Raw genomic sequence first — 24,717 nt, 5'->3', positions numbered from 1 at the left:
CGGAATTGTTCAGGGCGGACTAGCTACGTCCTCACCGGTCAGCTCGATGGCGCAGGCACTGAGCGGGTGACATACACCAACAACGGGGACGGCGCGACGTCGGACTCGTTCTATCTTCTGGACCAGGACAACGGCCAGGTCGTCTTCAACATCACCATCAACCCTTCGCGGACGGCCAGCATCGCGGTCAGCCCGTCCGCCGCCAACGAGGACAGCGGTACGTCCTTCGTCTACACGGTGACGCTGAGCCAGACCAACACCTCGGCGACCACGGTCAACCTGACGCGCAGCGGCACCGCGACCAGCGGCACGGACTACTCCGGCGCCGCGACCAGCGTGGTGGTGCCGGCCAATACCAGCTCGGCCAGCTTCGCCGTCACCCCGATCGCCGACACCACGGTGGAAGCCGACGAAACGGTGACCTTCAGCGTCGCCAGCGGCACCGGTTATTCCACCGGCAGCCCCGCCAGCGCTACCGCCACCATCGTCAACGACGATTTTCCCGTCGCCTCGATCGCGGTGTCCCCGGCCAGCGTGACCGAGGACGGCGCCACCAACCTCCTCTACACGGTCACCCTGGACCAACCGTCCCCTTCGGCGCTGTCCATCGGCTTTGGCGTGAGCGGCACCGCGACCTCGGGCACCGACTATGCGGCGGTGAGTTCGCCGCTGGTGATCGCCGCCGGCCAGACCACCGGCACCATCACCATCAATCCGACCGCCGACACCACTGTCGAGCCCGACGAAACCGTGGTGATCAGCCTCAACACCGGCAGTGGCTACACGGTCGGTTCGCCGAACAGCGCCACCGGCACCATTCTCAACGACGACCTGCCGGTGCTGTCGATCAACGATGTCTCGGTGAACGAAGGCAATGCCGGCACCACCAATGCCACCTTCACCGTGTCGTTGAGCGCGCCGGCCGGCGCCGGCGGCGTCAGCTTCGATATCGCCACTGCCGATGGCACCGCCACTGCGGGTGTGGACTATGTCGCCTCCAGTCTGACCGGGCGGACCATCCCCGCCGGCAGCAGCAGCGCCACCTTCACCGTGCTGGTCAACGGCGACACGCTGGCCGAGCCGAATGAAACGTTCTTCGTCAACGTCAGCAACGTCACCGGTGCCACCGTGAGTGACGGGCAGGGCCTGGGCACGATCGTCAACGACGACGCGCAGCCGGCGCTGTCGATCGACGATGTGAGCGTCAACGAAGGCAACAGCGGCACCACCACGGCCACCTTCACGGTGAGCCTGAGCGCTGCCAGCGGGCAGACGGTCACGGTCAACTACGCCACCGCCGACGGCACCGCCACCGCCGGCAGCGACTATGTCGCGCGCTCCGGCACGCTGACCTTCGCGCCGGGCGTGACCGCGCAAGGCGTGGCGGTCACCGTCGATGGCGATACCGCGGTCGAGCCCAACGAAACCTTCAGCGTTGGCCTGTCCGGCGCCAGCAATGCGACCATCGCCCGCGCCACCGGCACCGGCACCATCCTCAACGATGATGCGGTGGTGACGATCTCGCCGGCGTCGCTGCCCGCAGCAACTGCAGGCAGCGCGTACAGCCAGACGCTGACCGCCAGCGGTGGCACCCCGGGCTACACCTTCGTGGTCAGTGCTGGCGCGTTGCCGGCCGGACTGACGTTGAGCGCAAGCGGTGTGCTGTCCGGCACGCCGACCGCCAGCGGCAGCTTCAACTTCACCGCAACCGCGACCGACAGCGGGACGCCGACCAGCGGCAGCCGTGCCTACACACTGACCGTGGCCGGCGCCACCGTGATCCTGCCGGCCACCACGCTGCCGGCCGGTACCGCGGGCCAGGCCTATTCGAGCGCGATCACGCCGGCCACCGGCGGTATTGCGCCCTACAGCTACGCACTCACCGCCGGCGCGCTGCCCGCCGGCATCACGCTCAACAGCAGTAGCGGGGCGTTGAGCGGCACCACCACCAGCGTGGGCAGCTTCAGCTTCACCGTCACTGCGACCGACAGTACCAGCGGCACGCCTTCGCAGGGCACGCGCGGCTACACGTTGAACATCGCCGCGCCGACGATTGCGGTGGCGCCGTCCACAGTCCCCACCGCGACACGTGGCACGGCCTACAGCCAGACGTTGACTGCCAGCGGCGGCACGGCGGCCTACACCTACGCGATCACCAGCGGTGCATTGCCGGCCGGGATCACCTTGGCCAGCAACGGCACCTTGTCCGGCACGGCAACGGTGGAAGGCACGTTCAATTTCACCGTGCAGGCCACCGACGCGAACAGCTTCACCGGCACACAGGCATACAGCCTGACCGTGGCTGGCCCGAACCTGGTGTTGCCGGCATCCGCGTTGCCGGCAGGCACGGCTGGGCAAGCCTATGCAGCCGCGATCACGCCGGCTACCGGCGGCACTGCGCCGTATAGCTATGCAGTGAGCGCAGGCACCTTGCCTGCAGGCATTGCACTGGATCCGGCCACCGGCGGGCTGAGTGGCACGCCGACGGCGGCGGGTACCTTCACCTTCACCCTGACGGTGTCCGACAGCACGCCAAGCCCCGCAGCGCAGGCATCGCGCAGCTATTCTCTGAGCATTGCTGCCCCGCAAGTCGTCGTAGCGCCGACCACGTTGTCGGGCGCCACGCGCGGCACGGCCTACAGCCAGACGTTGACTGCCAGCGGCGGCACGGCGGCCTACACCTACGCGATCACCAGCGGTGCATTGCCAGCCGGGATCACCTTGGCCAGCAACGGCACCTTGTCCGGCACGGCAACGGTGGAAGGCACGTTCAATTTCACCGTGCAGGCCACCGACGCGAACAGCTTCACCGGCACACAGGCATACAGCCTGACCGTGGCTGGCCCGAACCTGGTGTTGCCGGCATCCGCCTTGCCTGCAGGGACCGCCGGGCAGGCCTATGCGGCTGCCGTCACGCCGGCCACCGGCGGCACTGCGCCGTACAGCTATGCCGTCACCGCCGGCGCGCTGCCGGGTGGCGTGGTACTGGACGCTGCAACCGGCGGCCTCAGCGGGACACCGACGGTGTCGGGTACCTTCACCTTCACCCTGACGGTCACCGACAGCACGCCCAGCCCCGCCGCGCAGGCCAGCCGGAGCTACTCGCTGACCATCAATGCCGCAACGCTGGTGCTGGCGCAGCCCACCTTGCCGGCGGCCGTGCGTGGCACCGCCTACAACCAGGTGCTCACCGCCAGCGGCGGCATTGCACCGTACCGCTACAGCATCGCCAGTGGCGCGTTGCCGGCCGGATTGACGCTGGCCAGCGACGGCACGCTGTCGGGCACGCCAACGGTACAGGGCACCTCGTCCTTCACCATTGCGGTGGCCGATGCGGGCAACGCCAGCGCCACGCAGGCCTACACCTTCACGGTGAACGATGCAGCGCCGGTGGCGGTGGCCGATGTTGCCGCCACCATGACCGACACCGCCGTCACCGCAGCGGTCACCGCCAACGACACCGGCAGCATCACCGCGATCGCCATTGCCAGCGCGCCCACCAACGGCACGGCCGTGGTCAACGGGCTGGAAGTGGTCTACACGCCGAACGCCGGCTTTGCCGGCACCGACGTGTTGAGCTATACCGCCAGCGGCGCAGGTGGCACCTCGGCAGCGGTGACGCTGACCATCACGGTCAACGTGCGGCCGGTGGCGGTGTCGGTGACTGCAGCGGCAGTGCCGGGCGAAGCGCAACAGGTGGACATCACCCGTAACGCAACCGGCGGGCCGTTCGTGGCTGCTGCGGTGGTTGCGGTGGTTGCGGTGTTGCCGGCCTCGGCCGGTACCGCCACCATCACCCGCGTGGGCGGCACCGCCAGTGCGGCGGCGGCGCGTGCCTCCGGCCTGTCGCCTGCAGCCACTGCAATGGCCGAGACGCCGACCTTTACGCTGACCTTTACGCCCAACCCGGCCTTCGTTGGCCAGGCCACGGTGCAGTTCACCTTGTCCAACGCATTCGCCACCTCGGCCCCGGCCACGGTGGTGTTCAACATCGCGCCACGGCGCGACCCGAGCGTGGATGCGGAAGTGCGTGGCCTGATCGATGCGCAGTCCGAGTCCACGCGACGTTTTGCGCGGGCGCAGATCGACAACTTCCAGCGCCGTCTGGAGGCCACGCATCGCGGCGGCAGCAGCTTCACCAACGCAGTGAGCTTCCAGCCGACCTCGCATTGCCGCCAGGCCGACCGCGGCATCAGTGCGCAGCCGTGCAGCCCGGACACGCAGGACGCCGACAACGACTTCCGCGATGCGCCCGCGGCGACCGGCAGCACCGGCAGCAGCGCGCAGACGCAGGGCGACCTGGGGCTGTGGGTGGGCGGCGCAATCCGCTCGGGCAGCCTGAACCGGCAGACCAACAGCAACGGTGTGGATTTCCAGACCGATGGGTTGAGCGTGGGTGCCGACTACCGTGTTGCGCCGTCGCTGGCGATCGGTGCGGGCCTGGGTTGGGGCCGGGACGACAGCGATGTGGGCAGCAACGGCAGCCATAGCAAGGCCACCGCCTACACGATGGCGTTGTATGCCAGCTTCCATCCGGGCAAGGCGTTCTTCTTCGACACCTTGGTCGGCTACCAGCTGCTGTCTTACGACCTGCGCCGCTTCGTCACCGATGACAGCTCGCTGGCCGAGGGCAACCGCGACGGCAAGCAGTGGATCGCCTCGCTGTCCACCGGCGCCGACCTGCAACGCGGCACGCTGCAGATCACCCCGTACGCACGTGTGGATGTGGCACGCGCCACCTTGGACGGCTATGTGGAAGAAGGCGTGGCACCGTTCGCGCTGCGCTATGCCGACATGGATGTGGCCACCACCACCGGAAATCTCGGCCTGCGTCTGGAATGGCGTCGCGAGGTTGCCTGGGGACGGCTGACCCCGCAGTTGCGCGTGGAGTATCAGCGCGACTTCCAGGGCCGTGGCGATGCGATCCTGAGCTACGCCGACCTCACCGGCGGCCCGTTCTATCGCACTGCGCAGAGCGCGTTCGACCGCAACCGGTTGATGGTGGGCATCGGTGCGGCGTTGCTGACCGAACAGGGCCTGTCGACGCGGCTGGAATACCGCGGCATCACCGACGGCGACAGCAACAACGATCAGACCTGGATGATCAATCTGGAAAAGAAATACTGATCGGGTTGCAAGCCATGCAGTCATGCAAGGCGATGGGCCGGGCGAATACCCCGGCCCATCGCCTTGAGGGCGAGCGCGTCGCCGGGTACGCACGGTGGCGATGCTGCGTATCTGCGCGGTGCAGGGCGGCGCTTGGCGGTTCCAGGGCTTGCGCGTGACGATGGCAGTGCGTCGCATGCGGTGTGATGCCTGATCGCAGTCGTTGAAGCGGGACGTGCGGTCGATCGGCATCTTTCGCGCAGCGCCGGTGCGCGATGCCGTGCGGCCTTTGCGCCTCAGCGTGGCCACCTCGGCGCCGACACGGCGGCAAACAACGCCTCACGCGCGCATCCGGCACAATGCGCCACGCATGCACGCCACTTCCGCGCCCGATTTCCGTCTTTATCCATCCAATGCGCTGGATACCTTGGCCGCCTTGCTCGCGCAGGAATTGCGCCGGCCGATGCCCGGGCAGCCGTTGCTGCAGCCGGAGGTGGTGCTGATTCCGCAGGTGGCGATGCGGCGCTGGTTGCAGTCCACGCTTGCGGCCGAGCACGGTGTTGCGGCGAATCTGGAATTTCTCACGCCCGGCGAATTCGTCGCGCGCGCGCTGGAGCGCAACCTCGGCGCGGCCGACGACGACCTGGACATGGCCACCACGCAGTGGCGGTTGTATGCGGCCCTGCAATCGGACCTGGGCAGCGATGCTGCGTTGGCGCCACTGGCCGGCTATCTGTCCGACGGCGATGCGCTCAAGCCGTGGGCGCTGGCCGGCGAGCTGGCCAGCGTGTTCGAAAAATACCAGGCATGGCGCCGCGACTGGCTGCTGCGCTGGGAAGGGGGCGCTGACCCGGACGACCCGCAGGCACGGTTGTGGCGCAGCATCGCCGCCGGCCGGCAATACCGCGCACGGCGCATCGGCCAGTATCTGGATCGCTACGCGCGTGCCGATGGTCCGTTGCCGCAAGGCCTGCCGCCGCGCGTGTTCGCGTTCGCCATCTTGAACATCTCGCCGGACGTCTTGCGCGTGCTGGCCACGCAGGCGCGCGTCGGTACGCTGCACTTCTATCTGCCCACTCCGACGCAGGGCTACTGGGGCGACCTGCAGACCTTGCGGCAACGCCGGCGCGAAGACGGCGCCATGCAACTGTTCGCCGAGCAGGTGCAGGAAAACCCATTGCTGCAGGCCTGGGGCGCAGCCGGGCGCGACTTCATGGCGCTGGTGGGCGATTACGAAGTGGTGCACCCGCTGGCGGAAATTGCCGCCTACGCCGACCCGTTGGACTCCGGTCGCCGCACGCTGGCCGATGGCGGGCTGGGTGACAGCCTGTTGCGGCACATGCAGAGCGATCTGTTCCATCGCCGCGGGCCTGCAGCCGACGCGCGATTGCCGGCGGTGAATCTGCACGACCCCAGCCTGCAGGTGCACGCCTGCCACACGCGGCTGCGCGAGTTGCAGGTATTGCACGACCAGCTGCGCGCGCTGCTCGACGACGCGCGCTTCGACCCGCCCCTGCAGCCACGCGAGATCGCGGTGCTGTCGCCCAACATCGACCCGTACGTGCCGTATCTGGACGCGGTGTTCGGCAGCCATGGCAACGATGACGCGCTGCCCTATGCGCTGGCCGATGCCAGCCCGCTGGCGAGCGAACCGCTGGCCGAAGTGTTCCTCACCTTGCTCGGTTTGCCGATCGCGCGTTTCGGGCTGCATGAAATCCTCGACCTGCTGGCCAGCGCGCCGATCGCCGAAGCCGCCGGCCTGGACGAAGCCGGGCTGGAACGCCTGCGCAATTGGCTGCACGCCGCCGGCGCGCGCTGGGGCCTGGATGCGGCGCACCGGCGCCAGCACCAGGCACCGGGCGACGATGCCTACACCTGGCGTTTCGCGCTGGATCGGCTGCTGCTCGGCCATGCCAGCGGCGCCGACGAGGACATCGATGGGGTGGCGCCGTGGCCGCAGCTGGAAGGCAGCGCACTGGCCGCACTCGACACCTTGTTGCGACTGTTGCGCGTGCTCGAACGGCATCAAGCCGCGCTGGCCGAGGCGATGACACCGGTCGAGTGGCGCGAGCGTTTGCTGGGCCTGCTCGAGACATTGATGCCGACCACGCCGACGGCGCCGCGCGCGCAACGCGCACTGGATCGCTTGCGCACCTTGATCGACCAGTTTGCCCGCGATGCGGTACGCGCCGAGTACGCCGGCAAGGTGCCGGCCGAGGTGGTGCGTGCGCATTTTGCCGCGGTGCTGGGCGAATCGGATACACGTGCGCCGCTGCTCACCGGCGGCATCAGTTTCGGGCGCATGGTGCCGATGCGCTTGCTGCCGTTCCGCGTGATCTGCCTGCTCGGCATGAACGACGGCGACTTCCCGCGCCGCGACCCGGCCGCCGGGCTCAATCGCCTCACCGCAGAACTGGGCACCGAGCGTCGCCGGCACGGCGACCGTTCCACGCGCGAGGACGACCGTTTCCTGTTCCTGCAGTTGTTCGCCTCCGCGCAGGAGGTGTTTTATCTCAGCTATCTTGGTGCCGATGCGCGCGATGGCAGCGTGCGCGAGCCGTCGGTGCTGGTCAGCGAATTGCTGGCAAGCGCTGCGCAGTACCACGCCGCCAGCAACGCGCTCGACACGCTGGTGGTGCGGCACCCGTTGCAGCCATTCGCCGCTGCTGCGTTCGGTGCGCTGGGCGACGACGGCGCCGACCCGCGCCGTTTCAGTTATCGCCGGCAATGGCGGCCGGCGGTGGACAGCCTGGTCGGCCAGCGGCAGCCGCTGGCGCCGTGGGTGGCCGGTGCATTGCCGGCCGAAGAGATCGCCTTGCCGACCAGCATGTCCATCGACGCGCTGCGCCGCTTGTTGACCGATCCGGCCGGGCAGTTCCTGCGTCATCGGTTGGGCATGCGCCTGCCCGATCCGGCCGGCGAGGACAGCGATCTGGAACCGTTGCTCGCACCCACGCGTGGGCTGGATCAATACGGCTTGCAGCAGCAGGTATTCGAAGCCGCCCTGGCCGGCGACACCGAGCACCTGTACGAGCGTCTGCGCGCGCGTGCGCTGCTGCCGTCCGGCCCGCTGGGGCGGCGCCAGCTCGACGAGCGCGTGGCGCAATTGCGCCCGTATGCCGACGCATTCCGGCAGTGGCGTGGCCAGTCCCCGGCCCAGTCGCGCCGGCTGCAGGTGCAGATTGGCGAGATCGAACTGCACGGCCGTCTTCCGGGCTGGTACGCAAGCGGCGTGGGGCGCGTGCAGGTCGGCGCGCTCAGCGGCCGTAGCGCTATTGGTCATGGTTTGGAATGGCTGCTGCTCCGCGCCGCCGGCGAACACGCGCCATACGTGCGTTTCTTCGAACACGACGACGGCCTGGGCCCGCATCCCATCGATGCACAACCGCTGTCGCAAACGCAGGCGCAGACAGCGTTGGCCGAGCTGCTGCAGCTGTATCGCCAGGGCCTGCAGACACCGCTGGCCTTCGCGCCGTACAGCAGCTGGAAATATCACCAGGCCGCGCGCGGCGGCGACCTGGACAAGGCCATCAAGGAGGCGGCAGGGCAATGGCAATCGGGCTTTGGCTGGAGCGAATCGCATAGCCCGGAACTGCGCCTGGTCACCCGCGGCCGCGACCCGTTTGCCGACGCGCAACGCTTCGCCGCGTTCGCCACCACCAGCCATCGTGTGTATGCATTGCTCGAACAGGGGTACACCGGCGCGCCGCTCGAGACCGAGCGCGTGATCGACAGCTGGCGACACTGGCACGGCGCACAGGAGGATGCCGAATGAGCATCAGCCCCGTCACCGACCCGTATCTGCAGTTGCCGCTGCACGGCGTGCGCCTGATCGAGGCCAGCGCCGGCACCGGCAAGACCTTTACGCTAGCTACGCTGTTCACGCGGCTGGTGGTCGAACGCCGCTTGCGGATCGGCCAGATCCTCGCAGTGACGTTTACCGAAGCGGCCACGCAGGAGCTGCGCCGCCGCATCCGCGAACGCCTGGTGCTGGCCGCAAACCTGGTCCCCGATGCTCCATCGCCTCTCGTCGGAGCGGACCTGGCCGCGAGCGAGTCGTCCGCAATCCAGTCGCCCGACGCCCCACCGGCTTCTGTAGGAGCGACCCAGGCCGCGACCGACCTCGCCGACGACCCGTCGCGGCCAGGTCGGCTCCTGCACGAAACCCCCGACATCCTGCTCACCCGCGCCATCCTCGCCACGCATCTGGCCGGCGCCAGCGAAACGCCCGCCGCCTTGCGTCGCCGCCTGCAGCAGGCGGTGGAAGAAATCGATCTGGCCGCGGTGTTCACCATCCACGGTTTTTGCGCGCGCGTGCTGCGCGAACACGCGCTGGAAAGCGGGCAGGCGTTCGCCGCGCCGGAATTGCTCGCCAACGATCGCGAATTGCTCGGCGAAGTCGCGGCCGATCTGTGGCGGCAGCGCGCCGCCGATGCGGTGATGGCCGAAGATCTCATCGCCCTGTGGTCGGGCGGCCCCGAGGCCTTGGCCAGCGATCTGCGCGCGCTGGTGCGGCACCCGACGCTGTTGCCGGCGGCCGCCGCAACCACCGACGATGCGGCCGCCTTGCTGCAGGCCGTGCACGTGGCGGCCAACGCACTGGCTGACGCATTCCAGAGGCATGGCACCGCATTTTTCGACGCCATCATGTCGGCCATCGAGGGCGGCATCCTGAGCAAGGTCAGCTACAAACCCGAGTGGCTGGCATCGCTGTGGCACTGGTTCGAACACTTCGCTGCCGCGCCATCGTCCAACACCGCGCCACACGCCAAACTGCTCAAGTTGACCGCCGCGGAGCTGGCCGCCGGCACCAACAAGAAGTTTGTCGATCGCACGCCGGCCTCGCCAATGAGCCACGAGATCGATGGCTATCTCACCGCGCTGGCGCGTGTCGAAGCGTGGCGCAGCCGTCGCCGTGTCGCGCTGCTGCACGCGCTGCGCGACGATGCCATCGCACGGCTGGCGCTGCTCAAGCGGCAACGCCGCGTGCAGACCTACGACGACCTGGTCGATGGCGTCGCGCACGCATTGCAGGGCGCACAGGCCGACGCCCTGGTCAAACGCCTGCGCACGCAATACGCCATCGCGCTGGTGGACGAATTCCAGGACACCGACGACCGCCAGTGGTCGATCTTTTCCAATGTGTTCGGCGAAGGCCCACTCGCACAAGCAGTAGGGCTGGAACCGGCGCTGTTTCTGATCGGCGACCCCAAGCAGGCCATCTATGGCTTCCGTGGCGGCGATGTGCGCACCTATCTGGCCGCGGCCGTCACCGCCGAACCGGCGCCGCCGCTGAGCCACAACTTCCGCTCGCGCCCCGGCGTGCTGGCGGCCATCGACGCGCTGTACGCACAGGCCGGCTACGCCGAGGCCTTTCTCACCGACGGCATTGCCTTCCACCCGGTGCGGGCTGGTACCAAGCGCGTCGATGAAGACCTGCAATGCGAGGGCGTCACTGCGCCCGCACTGACCCTGTGGCGCGCGCCGGAACCGCCGCCGCCTGCGAAAGGCAAGCCCAAGCCCTGGAGCGCCGGCCGCGCACGCGAGCTGGCGACCGCCGCCTGCGTTGCAGCGATCCGCGGCTGGTTGGCCGGTGGCCGCGACGGCACGGCCACGGTGTGCGGCCGCCCGGTGCAGGCCGGCGATATCGCCGTGCTGGTGCGCAGCCACGGCGAGGCCACGCGCATCCAGCAGGCGCTGGGCGCGGTGGGCATCCCGGCGGTGGCCGCCGGCAAGCAAAGCCTGTTCGCCACGGAAGAGGCGCTGGAATTGCTCGCCTTGCTGCAGGCCTTGCTCGACCCGGGCGACGACAGCCGCCTGCGCGCCGCCTTGGCCACGGTGTTGATCGGCGAGGACGCCATCGCCATCGCCGCACTTGAACGCGACGGCGAGCGTCACCGCCGCTGGCAGCAACAGGCGCTGGACTGGCGCGAACGCTGGCAGCGCGGCGGCCCGCTCGCCCTGATCGGCGAACTCGGCGCCACGCACGGGCAACGTCTGCTCGCATTGGTCGATGGCGAACGCCGCCTCACCAACTATCTGCAACTGGCCGAACTGCTGCAGGAAGCCGATGCGCGCGCACTCGGCCCGCATGGCCTGGTCGACTGGCTGTCGCGGCGCATCGCCAATGCCGACGACAACGACGAAGCCCAGCAATTGCGGCTGGAATCGGATGCGCGCCGCGTGCAGATCGTCACCCTGCACAAGAGCAAGGGCCTGGAATATCCGCTGGTGTTCCTGCCGTATATCGGCATCGGCCGCAGCGACAAGGGCGCCGGCCGCCATTGCGTGGTGCATGCGCCGGAGCTCGGCCGTCAGCTGCACTGGAAGACAGAGCGCGACGACCCGAGCTGGAGCGCCGCCGAAGCCGCCTGGAAGCAGGAACAACGTGCCGAAGACGCGCGCCTGCTCTATGTCGGCCTCACCCGCGCCGAGCACGCGCTGTGGATCGCCAGCGGCCCGTTCCATCAGCACGAACGCACCGCGTTGTCGGCCATGCTGCGTGCGCTCGATGCGCTGCAGGGCGCGGCGGGCGAGGGCACCGTGGTGGTGGACACCAGCACGCCGCCGGCCCACCTGCCGCGGCTGCCGGCTCCGAGCGAGGCGCAGGTGCCGCTCGCGCGTAATCCGCAGCGTCACATCGCACCCGAGTGGTGGGTGTATAGCTTCACCCAGCTGGCCAACGCCGATGCCGGCGCGGCCACCGACCCGATGGCCAGCGCTACCGTCGTCGGCAGCGGCGGCAGCGATGAACCGTCCGGCAGCGAGGCGGTTGCCGTGGCCGTTGCCACCGATGCCGAACCGTTCGATCCGCGCTTTGCCGGCAACCGCTTCGGCGTGGTGATGCACGACGTGTTCGAACGTTGCGACTTCGCCGCCTGGCAGGCCTGGCGACCGGGCCAACCCGCGCCCGACGGCCAGGCCGCACCCATCCTGGAGGCCCTGCAACGCGGCGGTTACGCCAAGGATGACCTCGACGACGGCCTGCGCATGCTCACCGCGCTGATCGGCCACACGCTCACCGTCGCATTGCCCGAAGGCACCCGCCTGGCCGACGTGCCCGAACTGCAGCGCCGCAACGAGATGGAATTCCATTTCGCCATGCGGCCCACCCGCGTCGATGCGTTGCTCGCCTTGCTGCATCGGTTTGGCGTGGTCGGCGACCGCCAGGCCTTCGGCGCGCGCCAGCGCCTGGAAGGCCTGATGACCGGCCTGATCGACCTCACCTACAGCGTGGACGGGCGCTGGTATGTGCTGGACTACAAATCCAACCGCCTGCCCAGCTACGCCGCCGCCGCCCTGGCGCGGGCCATGGCGCATAGCGAGTACGAACTGCAGGCGCTGATCTACACCGTGGCCCTGCACCGCTGGCTGCGCTTCCGCCTGGGCGAGGCCTACGACTACGCCCGCGACTTCGGCGGCGTGCGCTATCTGTTCTGTCGCGGCCTGGATGCCGGGCGTCATGCGGCAGCTGCCGGGTCGGAATCCGGTGCCGAAACCCTTGGCCATTCCATCGCGGGCCAGCGCACGTCCGCACCCACCCGCGCTTCCACGGGCGACAGACCCGACTCCGCGCGGAACGCTGGCGCCCCAACCGCCGGCGGTGCGCTCGCGCCGCTTGGCGATCCGGCACCGGGCATCTACGCCTGGCGCTTCGAACCAGCGCTGGTGCACGCCCTGGACGCCTTGTTCACTGGCAAGCCTACAGATGGCCTGTCCAATGACGCGCTAGAACAAGGTTCCGCCAACGGCCTCGCGCCCCACTCCCCCCGGGAGAGGGCTTGGGGTGAGGTTACGTCCGCCGAGGGAACGCCTGACCCATGAACCAATGCACCACGCCAGTCGCATGGCCGGCCCGCACCGCGTTCGCGTCTCTCAGCGATCGCGCCGAGCAGGCACCGCCCACGAGCCACTGGCGTCAACGCTGCTGCGCGCCCGCACCGCATGCCAGCGCACCGCACGCCAGCACAGGTGCGCGGAGCATGACGGGGTGCGGGCGCGCGTTCGCTGATGGAATGCCAACGCCATGACCCACCCAAACCTGCTCACCGCCCTCAACCAGAGCGGCGCCCTGCGCACCCTGGATCTGGCGTTCGCACAAAGCCTGCAACGCCTGGCCCCGGACACCGACCCACAGGTGCTGGCCGGCGCCGCGCTTGCCTCGCTGGCGGTCACCAGCGGCCACGCCGGCCTGGACCCCGCCCGCGCCGCCATGTTGCTGGACGCGCGCGACGGCCCGTCGCCTACCTTCCCGGACCCCGCCGACTGGCAACGCAGCCTGGCCGCCTCGCGCTGGGTCGACCAACCGCAGCCCGAGGCCCCGGCCGCCACCGATTGCCCGCTCGTCCTCGAACGCGGCCTGCTCTACCTGCGCCGCTATCGCGAGTACGAACGCCGCCTGGCCCTGGGCCTGCAACGCATCGCCGCGCAAGCGCCGCCGCCGGTCGACGCCGCCACGCTGGCGCCGCTGTTCGCGCAGTTGTTCCCGAACGCCACCCAAACCCCTCGCACCACCGACCGAACCCTTCTCCCTTCGGGAGAGGGTGCCCGAAGGGCGGGTGAGGGGACGGGCCTGCCCGCGCCATCCCTCCACGACCCAATCCCCCCCACGCCATCCCACACCCCCGACCGCCAGGCCCAGGCCGCGGCTCTCGCGCTACGCCGCGCGTTACTGCTGGTCACCGGCGGCCCCGGCACCGGCAAGACCACCACCATCGCCCGCCTGCTGCTATTGCGCATTGCGCAGGCACACGCGTCCAACACCCCGGCCCCACGCATCGCCCTGGCCGCACCCACCGGCCGCGCCGCCGAGCGCATGGCCGAAAGCCTGCGCGCCGCCATCGCGCGTGCCATCGCCGACGGTATCCGGCTCCCGGCCGCCGAGTCGTTCGCCACGTCATCGAAGAGCGCCGACCTCAGCACGTCCACGCGCCCGACCAACGCCGCCGCACCCGACGCGTCCGCGTTCGCGTCCACCGCAGCAGGATTGGAACCGCCGACGCATGCTGCCCAGGCAGCCCCGCAAACAGGCTCGCCGAAGCGACCGCAGCCGCATGCACCCTCAGAACAGGGCGAGCCGCCCAGTTGGGAAGCGCTGCTACCCAGCGGCGCCAGCACCCTGCATCGTCTGCTCGGCGTCATCCCGGATTCCCCGCACTTCCGCCACGACGCCGACAACCCGCTGCCGCTGGACCTGATCGTCGTCGACGAAGCGTCCATGGTCGACCTGCCGCTGATGTGCAAGCTGGTCGAAGCCGTCGCCGATGGCACCCAGCTGATCCTGCTTGGCGATGCCGACCAGCTGCCTTCGGTGGAAGCCGGCGACGTGCTGGCCGCCATCCTGCAGGCCGCTGGCCCGGGCGATGCCCTGCAGCCCGAAGACGCCCAGGCACTGCAACCACTGCTCGGCAGCGCGCCCGTCGAGCGTCCGTCTGCGGTCGCCTCCGCCACCCGCAGCGGCGGCCTGGCCGGCCACCGCGTGCATCTGCTGCGCGGCTATCGCCAGGCGGAGGATTTCGCACTGGCTCCACTGGCCGACGCCATCCGCGCCGGCGACGCCGACACCGCGCTGACCCTGCTGCGCAGCGGCGAACTGCCCGGCGTGCACTTCCACGAAGACGGCGAAGACCCGCTGGCCCTCGGCCGCGACGCCTTGCTCGCCCACTGGCGCGCGCTGGCCAACGCGCAAGACCCCGCCGCCGCACTGCGCGATGCCGGCCGCCTGCGCCTGCTCACCGCCGTGCGTGCCGGCCCGCACGGCGCACGCGGCCTCAACGCCCGCATCGAACAACTGCTGGCCGACACCGGCTCCGGCGCCCGCCGTCTGGGTGGTGCCTCGCCCTGGTTCCAGGGCCGGCTGCTGCTGATCACCGAAAACAGCTACCGCCACGGCCTGTTCAATGGCGATGTCGGCATCTGCCTGCGCAGCGACCCGGGCGCCTTGCCTGGCCGCAGCGACGCGGGCCCTTCCCTCGTCCAGGGCGAGGCAAGGGCCGTGACCGCGCGCGGTCACGCGGCACCGTCAAGGCCGGGCCACGCTGGCGACAGCGCACACCGTGACGCCCCCGCCCCCGACAGCCGTGCCCAAGGCCCCTTGGTCGCCTGGTTCGAAGGCGACGGCGACGGCCAGGTGCGCGGCTTCCACCCCGCCGCATTGCCCGCCCACGAAAGCGCCTTCGCCATGACCGTGCACAAGGCCCAAGGCAGCGAATTCGACGAGGTCTGGCTGCAACTGCCCATCCGCGATGCCCGCGTACTCAGCCGCGAACTGCTCTACACCGGCATCACCCGCGCCCGCCGCGCCCTGCACCTGGCCGGCAGCGAAGCGGTCATCCGTAGTGCACTGGCACGCCACGCCGCACGCATCTCGGGATTGGCGTGGCGGTTGGGTGGGGAGCAAATGCAATCCACTGCTGATGCTGCATCACCTTTGCGAGCAACAACGCCAACCGTGTTGGGCAATCCCATCCAGGGCTCTCTATTCTGATGTGGAAAACGTATGAACAGATGCAGAGATAACCAAGGAAAAGAAGGCCTCTGAGTCAGCAACAGGTAAAACGTGCTTGTGGCGTGAGGCACTGGACGAGAAGCGATCGTGTCCAGTAAATCCAACGCTTCTGAGACAGTCAGAATCAGCCACGCATCGCGCAGGCGCTATGGGATGCCATGGCAGTCCCCGACATAGCGTTCAGCGTCGGCCTGTGCCAAGCGAAGCACGCGAGTACGACGACCTCGGCACGGCGCGTGCGCTGCTCGCCAACACCGACGTGGGGTCGGGTTGATGCGGCGGCGGGCCTGTCGGTGTCTCTTCGTCGCCGCACACAGGAATTCACCACGCCGCCATGGTGCTGTGCTGGACGTGGGTAACGTTGCGAGCCTGGCCGCCCGCTCGACCGCGTGATCGCGCCGCACGCCATTGCCGCCGCCCACTGACGCACGCGTGAGCGCGAACGCGCGACTGTTCGTGCAGCGTTGTGCACGCATGAGCGTGAGCACCGGTTCTGTCGTGTTGCCGACAAGGGCTGCCAGCACCGCCGTTCACTCTCAGAGGTCCTCCCATGCAGCCCACCGCAATCCGTTCCACCGCCGGCTTGCCCAGCGCAGACATGACGGCTGACCTGCGCGATCCTCCACCCGTCTCCGCGCAGGCACAGTCCTCCGCAGCCGCGGCGCCGCCGGATGCCTTGCAGGCGATGATTGGCCGTGCTCCCCGCCCGGACGCGCCACGGCACCGACGCACGCAGAGCCTGCCCGCGCGATTGACGCCTGCCCAGCGCAGCATGCTGGCCGAACTCGGCGTCGCCGACACGCCCGTGCTGACGCCCACCGAGGCGGCCGTGCTGCGGGAGCTGCGTCTGCACCGGCCGCAGCTCCCGCTGGACACGCTGCTGTTCACCGACCCGAACAAGGACCCCGACGATGTCGAGACCTACACCATCGCCAAGCAGCTGCAGGTCGAAGGCTTTTTGCGTCTGACCGATGTCGTGGTCACCCTGGGCGATGCCACCATGCGATCGCAACGCGCGCAGCTGGCAAAAGGTGTCTTCGATCGCCTGGCTTTGCCGGATGTGCGCGTCGCGCGCGGCCAGGACTATCCCATGACGCCCACGCAGGCCCGGGAGCATTCCAAGTTCCTCGCCGAGGGAGCCGCGCTGCGTGCGGCGCCGGACGCGGTGCACACCGATGGCGTCGGTGCGATGCGTCAGCGCCTGGCGAGCTCGCCCCACAAGCTCGGCATGGTGGTCATCGCCGGAATGACCGATGCCAGCGCCCTGCTTGCCGAGGCGGGCGATCTGGTGCGGGACAAGGTCGCGTCCATCACCATCATGGGAGGCATCGACCCGGCCAAAGACGCCGATGGCCTCGTGCAACCGGACACGCGTGCCTACAACAACGCCACCGACATCCACGCCGCCCGTGCGCTCTACCGCCGCGCGCAGCAACTCGGCATTCCCCTGCGCATCCTGAGCAAGGAGGCTGCCTACAGGGCCGCCGTGCTGCCGGCGTTCTACGAAGGCATCGCACGCAATGGCCACCCCGTGGGCGAGTACCTGCGCGATGTCCAGAAAAACGCCTTGAAAGGCCTGTGGGAAGGCATCCAGGCCAACCTGATCCCCGGCCTGGATTCGGCGTGGTTCTTCCGTACGTTCGTCACAGCAGAAGCCCAAGAGGCTGCGGCAGCGGGTCGGCAAGCTGCCATGAGCTTCGACGCCATCTGGCCGCAGGTGACCAAGCTCAATCTCTACGATCCGCTGACCTTGCTGGCGGCGCTGCCCGGCACCGCGCGCCTGCTGTTCCAGCCAACGCCCATGCACCGCGAGGGAGCCAGCCCGGTGGAGCACGTGGGACACGCCGAGGTTGTGCGTCCGGAAAAAGCCAGGTTGTTGCTGTCGGCGCTGGCCAAGGCCGCGCTCGCCCAGCAGGACCAGGGGCAACACGCGCGCTGAGCAGTTGGCAGCATTCGCGGAGTGGCGCCGTCCGGCGTCATCCGCGAAGCGCGAGGTTGGGCATCCCCTCCAATTCGTCCGCCTGCGACCAGGTCGGGCGGCTTACTTGCCCCTCTTTTCCTGCTTGGCCGCGCGCTTTTCTTTCAGCGTCTTGGTCGGCTCTTTCTTCTGGTTCTTCTTCTGGTCCATCCCCTTGCTCATGACACCCTCGTGGTTGCTGGATTGAACGCGCTGGCAGCGCCGGACCCGGCGTGCCAGCGCACTGTAAGGCTTGTGCGCCATCGAAGGGCAGAGGGTCTGGCGCAGTGGAGTACGTGACACCGGGTGGCGGCCGCCGGCGCCCATCGCCTCAGCGTGGCGCAAGCAGCCTGGCAACGGTATCGGGCCGCCCGGCCAGCCGTTCCAGCCGTGGGTAGCGCAGCGGCCCGGTGTACTGGATCTGCACGTCCGCGCGCTGCCCGTCCTGCGCAATGCCCAACACGATGGGGCGGCGTGCCGCGCCGCGCACCGCATCGCGCAACGCGTCCTGCGAGAACGGCGATCCATTGACGGTCGACACGCGCGTGCCCGGCCGCAGCCCGGCGGCGAAGGCGGGGCCGTTCCAGGCCACCGTGCGCAGCATGCCGTCGGCGCGCGCCGTCAATCCGATTGAGTAGGTGAGATCGGCAACGCCAGCTTCTTCTTCGCTGGCACGGAACGCCGCAGTCGGCGTGTCCGTGTAGACAAGCGCCCAGCCGTGTTGGGTCAGGCCGCGCGTGGTGTCCAGTTCGTCGTGGGCATCGATCCACCCGCGCAGGAAGCCTGCCCAGTCCACTGGCGCTACCGCATGCAACGTGGCGCAGATGTCCTCGAACGTATAGGTGCGCGTGGGTGCGTCCGGCGCGGCGCCGGCAAAGAAGCGCTGCGCGAAATCGTCGATGCTGCGCCTGCCCCCGCTGCGCGTGCGCAGTTCGGCATCCACTGCCAGCCACAGCATCACCCCTTCGGAGTAGTAATCGCGCCGGCGTTGCCAGTCGCGCCACGCCACCGGCTGGCGCAACATGAAAGCCGGGTAGTGCACGTCGTCGGACAAAGAGCGCCATGCCCGCCCGGGCCGCGCTGCGATCTCCGCTGCTTCCAGCGCCAGGCGGTCGCGCACCTCATCGGGCGTGAACTGGCCGGCACGCGTCGCCAGCACGCGGCCCCAGAACTCGGTCTGTCCTTCGTACATCCACAGCAGGCTTCCGGAGACCGGCACGTTCGGCGTCGGTGCCCATAAATCGGCAGGCGTCCGGTAAAAGCCGTTCCAGGCATGCACGATCTCGTGCGCGATCAGGTCGCGCGAGAGGATCTGGCCCGGCCAGTCCTGGAAATGCGACGACGCCAGACCGTTCTCGCTGGACGCGCGATGCTCGGTGCCGCCGGCCGACCCCTCGTCGCCCAGCCGCGCAAGGATTTCGTAGCGTGCAAACGGCGGCGGGCCGAACACCGCACGTAGCTGCACAAGCAACGCCTGCAGTTCGGCCACACGTGCGGGCGGCACCTGCAGGTCGGCGGGCCGCTGCGCCACGATATCCAGCGACACCTCCCCGGCCAGCGGTAGCTGGGCGGCATACCGGCCCGCAAGCACCGGCGCATCCAGCAGCGTTTCCAGCGATGTCGTCTTGAAGGCGTAGTGCGTGCCGCCCGCGCGCTGCACGTCCAAGGCGCTGAACGGCCGCAGCCCGCCCGGCAGCGTCAACATGGCGGCCACCGGAATGTTCCTGGCATACCAACCGGCCGGGTACAGCAGCAACCGCTGCCAGGGCACGGACACGATGTCGCGTGTCAGCAACTCGCCGCCGGCCAGCATCTGGAACCGCACCTCAATTTGCTGCGTCCCGGCCGGCACTTCCACATGGAAGGCATGCGGCTCATAGCCATCGCGCCGCCATGGCAGGCGGCGCCCCGCTGCACTGACCTCCAGGCCGGCAAGATCGGTGACCGTCAGGCTGGGCCCGTGGCTGGCGGCCTCCCAACGTGGATACAGCAGCGTCACCGCGCCGCTGCCGTCTACCGGTATCTGCTGGTGCACAGTGAAGATGCGGCGCGCTACATCGGTGGCATCCACGTCCACGCGCATCACCCCGGCAAATGCGTGGTCCACCGGCGGCGCAACTGCCGGCGCCGGGGCAACGTACGTCGGGCCGTTACCGGCCTGCGCAAACCCCTGGCCAGCGAACAGTGCAAGCACCACCGCTAAGACCGACGCACGCGCAAGGCAGAAACGGGGGATGTGTCTTGAATGGATGCGCATCGCATGGCCTCGAACAAGGCCGTGATCCTATACGCCTGCAACACCACGCAGCCATCTTGAAGACAGCACGCTGCTCCAGCTCGCTTCGGCGCATTCATCCGCATCGAATGACGCACACACCTGCCCACCTGCCGAACGCCCGCGTACGACCGTCGGGGTCTGCACGCGGGTGCCGGCGACAGCTGCGGCCTTATTTGGCCGGCACGCGCTCGTACTGCTCACCACCGGTATTGAGGTGGCCGTTGCTTTCGTCGATGGCGAAATTCACCGTCTCGCCATCGTTGGTGACCTGCAGCGCGCCGTCCTTGTAGACCGCCGGGTAGCTCTCGGTCTTGGGCTGGCGGCTGAAGAACTTCGGCGTGGTGCTGCGGACCATGAAGGTCTCGCCATTGCGCTCGATGTCCATCGTCTCGTCCTGCGACTGCAGGTTGACCCAGTGACCAACGAACTTCTCGCCTTCCACCTTGGCGCAACCGCTCATCAACAGTGCCGCGGCCAGCGCGGTGCCCATCCACTTCATCATCGTGCGTTCTCCAGTTGAGGCCGCAGCGAGGATGGCGGGTGGGGGATGTATGGGAGGTCAAGGCGTATTCGCCCAGCCTTCCGATGCGCGCGTTGATGAGGTTAGAAGACGTCGACCCGACTCTTGTTGACGTCCATTTTGCATCTGCTCCCGCGCCTTACCCGCCAAGGCCGAAACGCATCCCCTGCCGAGCTGTTGCGACAAGGTACCGTCTCAAATACGCTGTTTGAACTGCATTCGTAGAAATGACGGAGATATCGTGAAGTACATATGGATAGCTGTGCTGGCGACAGGATGTGCCGTTGTCTCGGTTTGTGCCCAGGCCGTTGCAATCCGGTGCGACACCTGCCAGGTAGACAGCGATTTTCGTGCTGAAGCAGTGAGCAGGGGGCCTGGCACCCATATCGTTTACAACGTAAAAGATAACCTGGTTCAACAGTGGTACGTCGGACCAGACGACACCGTGCCCGCGGCGGTGAAAGCTCCACCGACACCCATCGTGCGGCAGCAGGCGCCACAAGCCAAGGCGACTCAATAGGTCGCAAACGCGCACACGTTTCACGTAGTCGATGGGGGCCACCATTCGACCTATCGACACTATTCCGGTCGACACGCTGGGCTTGAATCCCATGCGCGCGAGAAGAGCGCAGACGACGACGTGACCGATGCAAACCTCAGGGCAATGGTTGAATCTGCCACGGGCAGCAGCTTGCGGATACAACAGGCCACACGCTCCGGAATCACCGCGTCGCTGACCAATCCAGATCGGACAAACCTGATCTTCAACGTTGTCTTCTAGGACGGCCCGCATGTCGGCGTGATCGTTGATTTGAATCGGGCCAACGGAAAATCCGAACCCGGCAGCGAAAGAACAGCAGCGGGCCAATCGATTCCGAAGCCAAGCCAGCGAACTTCCGGGCACCTGGACCAACAACGGGGGCGACAACCTGGCTCCGATGGTGGCGCTCATTCAACGCCTTGGCGGCACTGTGAGCGACGCGGGGTCTGCGGGCGCAGGCGGCACAATCACTGCCATCGTGTGCGTGGCTCAGCACTGCACGGTCGCGCGTTCGGCGTCGTGATCGACCGTTGGACTACATTCCAGGCGCTTACGACGATCGTTCGCTAGACGGCTGGAGTGCTCGACATGGCACAGGCAGGAAACCGGAAAAACCGCGCTCAGGTTTCACTAAATGTCGCGCGACAGGTTCGGCGCCACGCTGGAGCAGATCCATCGGTTCTATGTGTCGCTATGCACGATCAGCACACAAAGCGACATGGTGCCCGCCTGCGATGCACCGTTCGCCCAGACCACCAGGCCGGCTAGGCGAACGCATCTTGATGTAACCCGGCAGATGCGAGGTTTGGTAGATACCGTCACTCCCCAGCGGCTGGGCGACGAGCGACCGGCATCGCCGGATCGGTGGCGACCATCGGAGAAAGCCACTGAAGTAAATCCGGACGTGTCTCCAGCAAACATGGCGACAACCGCCACCTGCGAGCGGTCGAGCGCGCGGTCGCTCTGGCTGATCGCAGCGCTCTTGCAGGCGGCCTAAATCGCCATGACTCCGCCATCGATAAACAACTCGTGCCCCGCGATGAAGCTGGACGCGTCCGAGGCCAGGAACAGTACCGCCTCGGCGATCTCTTCGGCGTCGCCCAAACGCCCGAACGGAATCATTTGCTTGAACGCGTCCTCGGCCCCTGCATTGGCTTGCAGGTAGGTCTGCATGGCCGGTGTGTGGATCATGCCGGGCGACACCACGTTCACGCGGATGCCGCGGCTCTTCAGGTCGCTCGTCCAGGTGCGCGCGAACGAGCGGATGGCCGCCTTCGTCGCGCTGTAGACCGAGAGCGCGCCGATGCCCTTGCTGCCAGCCACAGAGCCGGCCAGGATCACAGCGCCGCCGCTCGCCATCAACGGCAGCGCCTTCTGTACGGTGAAGACCGTGCCCTTGATGTTGGTCGCCAACAGGCGCTCCAGGTGCGCAACGTCGATCTCGCCAAGCGCGGCCGACTCGGAAACGCCCGCGTTGGCGAAGACGACATCCAGCCGGCCGTGCTCCTGCTGGATGCGCGCATAGAGGCGGTCCATGTCCTCGGGCACGCCGACATCGCCCTGCACGCCCACCGCGCCGCCGCCGATCTCCGCCGCCGCGGCGTCCAACCGGTCCTGCCGCCTGCCCGTGATGTAGACCTGCGCGCCTTCGGCCGAAAACGCCCGCGCCGTCACCAGCCCAATGCCGTCCGTACCGCCGGTGACCACGACCACCTTGCCGTCGAATCGCTTGCCCATCGTGCTTCCTTGGTAAGTGGAGGATTGTTCCACTTAGTATATGGAGGTAGCCTCCACTTCCACAAGTCACGCCGGAACAGCCCATTGACCGCCGACACCCCCTTGCGCGCCGATGCCCAACGAAACCGCGAGCGCCTGCTCGCCGCAGCCGAGGCGGTGTTCCTGGAGCGCGGTGCCGAAGCCTCGATGGAAGACGTCGCCAAGCGCGCGGGTGTGGGCATCGGCACGCTGTATCGGCGCTTCCCCACACGCGAGTCGTTGTTTGCCGCGGCCTATAGCGGGCGCTTCCTGTCGCTGGCGGCTTCCAGTCACGCGCGCGCCTGTTCGCTCGACGCGCTGGCCGCGCTGCGCGCGTATCTGGAGGATCTGGCACTGCACACCAGCGTCTACCGTGGGCTGGCTGCGTCGCTCGGCGCCGTGCTGCAGAGCGGCACGCCAGGGTGCGAGGCCGTCAGCAAGGAAGGGCAGCAGCGTTTGCGCAGCGCGCAGAAGACCGGCCTCGTCCGCCGCGATGTTTCCTTCGACGATCTCGTCGTCGTCGCCATCGCGACATCGCTGGCCACCGAACAGCTCGGCTCGCCAAGGACGCGCATCGCGCACCTGATCGGGTTGTTCGTCGACGGCATCGCAGCGCCACGGATGGGAACGGCTGCCTAAGTCGGTCGGCCAGCACGATGACGTCCGGATTGCTCGATCGTTCGTTTGGGTGGTGAGGGCTCGGAACCCACGCAACGCGCAGTCGTTGACAGGGGAGAACGATCGTTCTACCTTGGCGTCGTGGACAAGCCAACAAACGACACACAACAGAAGATCCTGGCAACGGCTGAGGCGCTGATCTATCAGCACGGCATCCATGCCACCGGCATGGACCTGTTGGTGAAGACCTCAGGCGTGGCGCGGAAAAGCATCTACCGCCACTTCGACAACAAGGACGAGGTGGCCGCCGCTGCCCTGAACGCACGCGACGTCCGTTGGCTCGAGTGGTTCAGGCACGAGTGCGACAAGGCCGGCAGCCCCGAGGCGCGCATCCTGCGCATGTTCACGGTGCTCGAGGAATGGTTCCAGTCTGCCGGTTACCGCGGCTGTGCGTTCATCAATACCGCAGGCGAAGTCGGGGACCCCGACGATCCAATTCGCAAGATCGCCAAGCATCACAAACAGAAGTTGCTCGACTACACGCAGGAACTGACCGGGCAACTGGGTATCACGCAGCCGGTCGCACTGGCCCGCCAGCTGCTGCTTCTCATGGAAGGCGCAATCACCCTCTCGCGCGTGATGGGCGACGAGGACGCCGCAGACACCGCACGGGATATCGCGCAGTTGTTGATAAAACAGGCCGTCCGCTAGCGGCCTGACGCTCCGCCGCAATCTCAAACGACGATGTATCCACTTCGATTGGAGGCTTTGCCATGTCCAACGCTCACACGCGACCGCCGCTTCCCCCCTTCACCCGCGAATCGGCGATCGAAAAGGTACGACTCGCCGAAGACGGTTGGAATTCCCGCGATGCCGACAAGGTGTCGCTTGCCTATTCGCTCGACACCCAATGGCGCAACCGTGCCGAGTTCACCAACGGCCGGGAACAAGCGCGGCAGTTTCTTGCGCGCAAATGGAACAAGGAGCTGGAGTACCGCCTGATCAAGGAGCTGTGGGCCTTTACCGAAAACCGTATCGCTGTGCGCTATGCCTATGAATGGCACGACGACTCAGGCAACTGGTTCCGCTCTTACGGCAACGAGAACTGGGAATTCGGCGCCGATGGCCTGATGGAGCGCCGCTTCTCGTGCATCAACGACATGCCGATCAAGGAAAGCGACCGCAAGTTCCACTGGCCGCTGGGCCGTCGCCCGGATGATCATCCGGGGCTGTCTGATCTGGGTATGTGAGGGGTCTACGCGAATGAGATGAAAGCTCTCGGTGGTGGTTCTGCACGGGGGCTTTTGTTCGCCCTAGCACGCCTCAGTGGCATGCAGGGTTGCTACAAGAGCAACGGCGTCAGATTCATTTATAAAGGGCAACCTGACCGTGTTCCCAACTCTGCGCATAATGACGCCTAAGGAAGGTCTGAACA

Annotated in this window: 12 protein-coding genes and 3 pseudogenes; 11 read left to right on the top strand and 4 right to left on the bottom strand. The window is 67.8% G+C overall.

Annotated features, from left to right (window positions below; translation table 11 throughout):
• Positions 1-66: 66 nt before the first annotated feature.
• The 6 genes and pseudogenes from J7367_RS22570 to xopQ form a co-directional block, all read left to right on the top strand.
• Positions 67-366 (top strand): annotated as a pseudogene (locus J7367_RS22570) (Ig domain-containing protein,Calx-beta domain-containing protein); the annotation flags it as partial.
• Between the two features lie 18 nt (positions 367-384).
• Entirely contained in the window at positions 385-5,127 is a 4,743-nt protein-coding gene (locus J7367_RS21200; protein WP_343124458.1) for a putative Ig domain-containing protein, read from the top strand.
• Positions 5,128-5,476: 349 nt separating this feature from the next.
• Positions 5,477-8,881, top strand: coding sequence for an exodeoxyribonuclease V subunit gamma (gene recC / locus J7367_RS21195; RefSeq protein ID WP_057661074.1), 3,405 nt, complete (start codon positions 5,477-5,479; stop codon positions 8,879-8,881).
• Positions 8,878-12,930, top strand: a complete 4,053-nt coding sequence (recB, locus tag J7367_RS21190) for an exodeoxyribonuclease V subunit beta (RefSeq protein WP_057661052.1) — start codon at positions 8,878-8,880, stop codon at positions 12,928-12,930. Before recC ends, recB begins: the two co-directional genes overlap by 4 nt.
• Before the next feature lie 202 nt (positions 12,931-13,132).
• Positions 13,133-15,496, top strand: a pseudogene (locus tag J7367_RS21185) (AAA family ATPase); the annotation flags it as partial.
• Between the two features lie 667 nt (positions 15,497-16,163).
• A complete protein-coding gene (gene xopQ / locus J7367_RS21180) occupies positions 16,164-17,552 on the top strand; it encodes a type III secretion system effector XopQ (RefSeq protein WP_057661057.1) in 1,389 nt (462 codons plus the stop codon).
• 102 nt (positions 17,553-17,654) lie between these two features.
• On the opposite strand, the gene J7367_RS21175 is transcribed toward xopQ, so the two are convergent.
• The 3 genes from J7367_RS21175 to J7367_RS21165 all read right to left on the bottom strand — a co-directional run bounded on the left by J7367_RS21175 (position 17,655) and on the right by J7367_RS21165 (position 20,350).
• Positions 17,655-17,834 carry a hypothetical protein gene (locus tag J7367_RS21175; protein ID WP_039574549.1) on the bottom strand — a complete coding sequence of 60 codons (180 nt, stop codon included), beginning with the start codon at positions 17,832-17,834 and terminating at the stop codon, positions 17,655-17,657.
• A gap of 67 nt (positions 17,835-17,901) precedes the next feature.
• Positions 17,902-19,827, bottom strand: a complete 1,926-nt coding sequence (locus tag J7367_RS21170; RefSeq protein ID WP_057661061.1) for a M61 family metallopeptidase — start codon at positions 19,825-19,827, stop codon at positions 17,902-17,904.
• Between the two features lie 190 nt (positions 19,828-20,017).
• Positions 20,018-20,350 (bottom strand): hypothetical protein, encoded by a 333-nt coding sequence (locus J7367_RS21165; protein ID WP_003482333.1) that lies wholly within the window; start codon positions 20,348-20,350, stop codon positions 20,018-20,020.
• A gap of 569 nt (positions 20,351-20,919) precedes the next feature.
• Between J7367_RS21165 and J7367_RS22405 the strand changes: the two are divergent.
• Both J7367_RS22405 and J7367_RS21160 read left to right on the top strand, forming a co-directional pair.
• A pseudogene (locus J7367_RS22405) lies at positions 20,920-21,432 on the top strand (hypothetical protein).
• Between the two features lie 111 nt (positions 21,433-21,543).
• The gene (locus J7367_RS21160) at positions 21,544-21,906 is read left to right on the top strand and encodes a hypothetical protein (RefSeq protein WP_057661063.1); all 363 of its coding nucleotides are present in this window, start codon (positions 21,544-21,546) and stop codon (positions 21,904-21,906) included.
• On the opposite strand, the gene J7367_RS21155 is transcribed toward J7367_RS21160, so the two are convergent.
• Positions 21,903-22,646, bottom strand: coding sequence for a glucose 1-dehydrogenase (locus J7367_RS21155; protein ID WP_057661065.1), 744 nt, complete (start codon positions 22,644-22,646; stop codon positions 21,903-21,905). The two genes, J7367_RS21160 and J7367_RS21155, sit on opposite strands and share 4 nt — an antisense overlap.
• An 84-nt stretch (positions 22,647-22,730) precedes the next feature.
• Between J7367_RS21155 and J7367_RS21150 the strand changes: the two genes are divergently transcribed.
• The 3 genes from J7367_RS21150 (at position 22,731) to J7367_RS21140 (ending at position 24,532) form a co-directional block, all read left to right on the top strand.
• The gene (locus J7367_RS21150) at positions 22,731-23,303 is read left to right on the top strand and encodes a TetR/AcrR family transcriptional regulator (RefSeq protein ID WP_057661067.1); all 573 of its coding nucleotides are present in this window, start codon (positions 22,731-22,733) and stop codon (positions 23,301-23,303) included.
• Positions 23,304-23,423: 120 nt separating this feature from the next.
• Positions 23,424-23,993, top strand: a complete 570-nt coding sequence (locus J7367_RS21145; protein WP_057661069.1) for a TetR family transcriptional regulator — start codon at positions 23,424-23,426, stop codon at positions 23,991-23,993.
• Between the two features lie 62 nt (positions 23,994-24,055).
• On the top strand, positions 24,056-24,532 hold the full coding sequence (locus J7367_RS21140) for a nuclear transport factor 2 family protein (RefSeq protein ID WP_057661070.1): 477 nt from the start codon (positions 24,056-24,058) through the stop codon (positions 24,530-24,532).
• Positions 24,533-24,717: the final 185 nt, after the last annotated feature.

Source organism: Xanthomonas sp. D-36-1, assembly GCF_017746155.1.
GTDB classification, from domain to species: domain Bacteria; phylum Pseudomonadota; class Gammaproteobacteria; order Xanthomonadales; family Xanthomonadaceae; genus Xanthomonas; species Xanthomonas cissicola.
The sequence above is the reverse complement of the archived record's forward strand: the minus strand, read 5'-3'. Positions and strand labels throughout refer to the sequence as shown.